This window comes from Mycobacterium sp., assembly GCF_052144515.1.
GTDB lineage: Bacteria > Actinomycetota > Actinomycetes > Mycobacteriales > Mycobacteriaceae > Mycobacterium.
Genome location: NZ_JBKQQD010000438.1, coordinates 1 through 4,389 on the forward strand (window position 1 = coordinate 1; position 4,389 = coordinate 4,389).

Annotated in this window: 3 protein-coding genes and 2 pseudogenes; 4 read left to right on the forward strand and 1 reads right to left on the reverse strand. The window is 68.1% G+C overall.

Going from position 1 to position 4,389, the window contains the following annotated elements:
* From ACLP9N_RS29735 to ACLP9N_RS29745, 3 genes and pseudogenes are all read left to right on the forward strand, one after another.
* Window positions 1-333 (forward strand): annotated as a pseudogene (locus tag ACLP9N_RS29735) (RNA polymerase subunit sigma-70); the annotation flags it as partial.
* Window positions 326-736 (forward strand): hypothetical protein, encoded by a 411-nt coding sequence (locus ACLP9N_RS29740; RefSeq protein ID WP_442410727.1) that lies wholly within the window; start codon window positions 326-328, stop codon window positions 734-736. The pseudogene ACLP9N_RS29735 and the gene ACLP9N_RS29740, both read left to right, overlap by 8 nt.
* A 170-nt stretch (window positions 737-906) precedes the next feature.
* Entirely contained in the window at window positions 907-2,448 is a 1,542-nt protein-coding gene (locus ACLP9N_RS29745) for a PPE family protein (protein ID WP_442410728.1), read from the forward strand.
* A gap of 142 nt (window positions 2,449-2,590) precedes the next feature.
* Here the strand turns inward: ACLP9N_RS29745 and ACLP9N_RS29750 are convergent, their stop codons facing one another.
* Window positions 2,591-4,042: an FAD-binding protein gene (locus ACLP9N_RS29750; protein WP_442410729.1), complete on the reverse strand. Its 1,452-nt coding sequence runs from the start codon at window positions 4,040-4,042 to the stop codon at window positions 2,591-2,593.
* 221 nt (window positions 4,043-4,263) lie between these two features.
* Here ACLP9N_RS29750 and ACLP9N_RS29755 point away from each other — a divergent pair.
* Window positions 4,264-4,389 (forward strand): annotated as a pseudogene (locus ACLP9N_RS29755) (12-oxophytodienoate reductase); the annotation flags it as partial.

Below are 4,389 nucleotides of genomic sequence, written 5' to 3' on the forward strand. Positions count from 1 at the left end.
TTCTTCGCGGCGGGGCGCTCCGGCGACTTCGACCGGCTGGTGGCGGTGCTGCATCCCGACGTGGTGTTGCGGGGAGACTTCGGACCGCACGCCCCCGGGTTCCGCGCCGAGGGCGCCGCGACGGTGACCAAGCTGGCCCGCGGGTACGCCGCGCCCGAGCGGGAGGTGCGGGGGGCCACCGTCAACGGCGCCGCCGGCGCGGTGGTGTTCGTCGACGGGCGACCAACGGCGATCATGGCGTTCCTGGTGCGTGACGGGAGGGTGGCGGCCATCGACGTGCTGGCCGACCCCGCGCGCATCGCGCGGATCGACTTGAGCGCGGTGGGTGGATAACGGACGCACCAGGGGTCTGCTGATCTATCTGCCTGCCACCGCCTGGGAGCAGCCTTTCATCGGTATCGGCGCGCGGGCCGCCCGGCCGCGGAGGAGTGGAGCGCCGCTGGTGCCCGACGAGTTCGCGGCCGCAGTCGTAGAAGATCGCGAGGCCAACGGCCGCCAGCGCCTCACTTTTCAGCTGGTCTTGAACGAGCAGTGCACCCCGGTGGTCGAATGGTTCGGCGCCCGGGGCCGGACAAAGGCTGCCACCCGGCTGGCCGACAACTGCCGCATGGTCGGGCGTCCCGTGCCCCACCGGATACCGAGCCTGGGCCGATTATCGCCCGTAACACCCTGGTCAGCGCAGTCAAGGAGTGATCGGTTCACCGACTCACGGTATTCCGCAAGCTCGACAAGTTAGCTTACGCAATGCTAACTTCACCGGATTAACTCAGCGTCAGGAAGGGTCAGAGGCTTGGACAACCACGACGCTGGCACGTTTGCGGTTCGGGCCGGGGTGGCTGAGTCGGGCGCCAGTTATCCGATCGGTGATGTGGCTGCTGCGTCGCCGTATCTGGGTGGCCGCTGCTTATGACGGCGCCCATCTGGATGGCCGCACCACCGGAGGTGCATTCGGCATTGCTGAGCAGTGGTCCCGGGTCGGGGCCGTTGATGGCGGCGGCTGGGGCGTGGAACACATTGAGCGCCGAATATGCGGCGGTAGCCGAGGAACTCGCCGCGGTGTTGGCTGACGTGCAAGCGAGGGCATGGGAGGGGCCGAGTGCGGAGTCTTACGTGGCTGCGCATCTGCCTTATCTGGCGTGGCTGATGCAGGCCAGCGCCAACAGTGCCGCAGAAGCCGCCCAGCATGAGACCGCGGCTGCGGCCCACACCGCCGCGCTGGCGGCCATGCCGACCTTGGCCGAGCTGGCCACCAACCACATTGTCCACGGTCTGCTGGTGGCGACCAATTTCTTCGGGATCAACACCATCCCGATCGCGCTCAACGAGGCCGACTATGTGCGGATGTGGATCCAGGCCGCCACCACCATGAGCACTTACCAGGCCGTCGCTGGCTCAGCGGTGGCGTCGACACCACAAAGCGAACCGGCGCCGCCGATCCTGAAAGCCTCCGCCGCGCAGACCGACGCGGACGACGACTCCGGGCCGTCGACGGGACTGGGCACCCTGCTGGAATCCCTAGTGCAGAAGTTGGGGGTGCCGGACCAAATCAGTGACGAGTTCGGGATCGACAACATATATGACTTCCTGAACAATCCGGTGAGCTACACCGAGTCGCACGCCATCTACAGACTCTTGACGGATCCGTTGGCGGTGCTGGAGAACCCGCTTTATCTGTTCTACGACGGCGACGAGGTGTTCTTCGCGCTCGGCCAAGCGATTCTCCCGACGGCCTCCCTCAACCTCTCGATCGCGCCCGTCGGATCTGCGGGCGGCTTAGCGGCCCTGGCCGCAGCGGCCGCCGCACAGCCTGCGCCGACAGCTGTCGCGCCGGCGCTGGCACCCGTCGCGGCTGCTCCCGCTGCGGTGCCGGTTGCCGGGCTCGCTCCGACTGCGGTTGCGTCGGCCGTCGCCCCTGGCGCGGCCCCGGCCCCTGGCCCGGCCCCGGCTCCCGCGACCGCGGCGAGCACTCTCACCAGTTCGGCGCCGCCGCCAGGGCCGCCCGCCGCCGGTGGGACGGGTTTTGTGCCCCCCTATGTGGTGGGGCCTCCCATCGTCGGGGCCTATTCGGTGCTGCGCAGTGCCGCTAGTTCCAGCGCCAAAAGGAATGCGCTGCAGCCGGATACGGCCGCTGCGGCCGCTGCGGCCGCGCGGGAGCAGGCGCGAGCGCGGCGGCGACGGCGTGCGACGCAGCGCGGGCACGGTGACGAGTTCGTGGATGTGGATGTCCAGGTCGACCCGATTTGGGTTGAGGAGGCGGTCGGGTCGACAGTGGCCTCGGATCGTGGTGCGGGAATGCTGGGACTTGCCGGGACGACGTCGAAAGACAGTGCCAAGTCAGCGGGATTTACCACGCTTTCCGGCGACGAGTTCGGAGGGGGACCGAGTGTGCCGATGCTGCCCAATACTTGGGATCCCACAGCGCCCGAGGCGGAGGGGGAACACAGCTGAGTGTGCTTGTGTGGCAACGGTAATGCTATGCCGCCGCATACGCACCGACTACCTGAGCAGTCCGCTGAACCGGATACCGCACTGGACGAGCGGCCCAACCTCGACAAAAGGGGCATCGTCGCCGACGTTTCGGCGCTGGCCGCTAGTAACTCAGCCCGGAGAACATGATCCGGCCGGGGTCGTACTTCTGCCGTGCGGCGGTCAGCCGGGGGAGATTCGGACCGAAATACCGCGAGGGCGGTTGGCCGGCCTCCAGGTAGTTCACGTAGCCGCCGACCGAATACGGTTGCACCGCCTGGTGTGCCGTGTTGAGCCAGCTGGTCGCCGCCGAGGGATCACCGGACGGTTCGATGTACCACTGCACCAGCGCGGCGTGGCGCCGCCACGGAAAGGCGGTGGCCCCCGGCGGCACACTCGCGAGCGCGCCGTCGAGCGCATGCATGATCGCCAACATGCGGCCCGCGCCACGAGGAAAGGCGTTGACCGCCGCGGCGATCCCCTGGGCGGCGGCCGGGGTGATCGTCGGGAAGACATCGGAACCGCCGACATATCCGAGCGGCGACGGGCTGAGGTTCCCGGCCAGATACCGCACCAGGTCCAAATAGTCGAACGTGTGATTCTCGGTCCCGGTCGGTTGCGTTCCGACGGCCGAAGTGATCGCGGCCGCCGCGCTGCCACCCGACCCGACCGGGCAGGTCGCCAGGATGCGGCAGTGCGTACCCATCGGGTCGACGGTCGCGTCCGCGAGCGCCCAGCTGTTGCGGTCGGCGGTGCGCAGCCAATTCGCCCAACCAAGGAGAACCTGCGCGAACGACTGCGGCGGGAAATTGAGGTTCACCACGTCGACGTTCCCGGCGGGGAAGGTGGCGAAGGTCAGCGAGGTCGTCACGCCGAAGTTGCCGCCCCCGCCGCCGCACAACGCCCAGAACAGGTCGGGGTTGTTGGCGGCGGACGCGGTGACCGACTGGCCGCCGGGCAGCACCACCGACGCGGCCGTCAGCTGGTCACACATCAGTCCCGCCTGCCGGGAATGGGCGCCCAGCCCACCGCCCAGGGCATGCCCGGCAGCACCGACCGTGGGGCAGATACCCGTCGGGATGCCCCGGCCGGCCGCGCCCAGCGCCTGGTGCAGCGCGTACAGACCGGTCGCGGGTGTCACGGTGACCTGCCCGGTGGCGGCGTCGTAGTTGATTCCTCCGGGCAGCTGCCGCAGGTCGAGCACCATGGTGCCGTTCGCGGTCGATGCCCCCACATAGGAATGCCCACCGCTGCGCGGTGCGACTTTGAGGTTGTTGGCGGCGGCGAATACCATCGCCTTTTGCACATCGGCCGCCGATGTCGGCGTGACGATGGCCGCCGGCGTCGAGCCGTTGTAGATGGTGTTGAATACCTGTTTGGCGCTGGCGAATTGCGCACCATTATCCGGCAGTATCACCTGCCCGCCGATGGCGGTGGAAAGACCGCCCCAGCCGGAGGTATTCGGCGCGGCGGTGGCCCGGACCGAACCGACTCGGCCCGATCCGAAGACTGCTCCGGCGGCTAACGCTCCGACGGTACCCCGCAGAAACGTCTGCCGTGAGATCTCACGCGCCAACGTCGGGCTTCCGCGATTGCGTCATGTCCCGCATTGTCAACCACGGGAACCGCGGTGCCGCACGACGTCTCGTGGGACGACCGAAACGTGCCCGAACCGTTACAAGCCCCGCTGAAAGTGTTGCGGGGAGTTCTTTATTCGCGACGTCGCCGCGTCGCGAGACGGACCCGCGATTCCGGTGAGCCGGAATAGGCGCGAAGAGCGCCTCGTTGGAGCATTTCGTGGCAATCGACGACTTATTCCAACCGCTGACCATCCGCTCACTGACCGTGCCAAACAGGTTCGCGATGGCGCCAATGACCCGACAGGCCTCACCTGGCGGGATCCCGGGCGCCGACGTCGCCGAG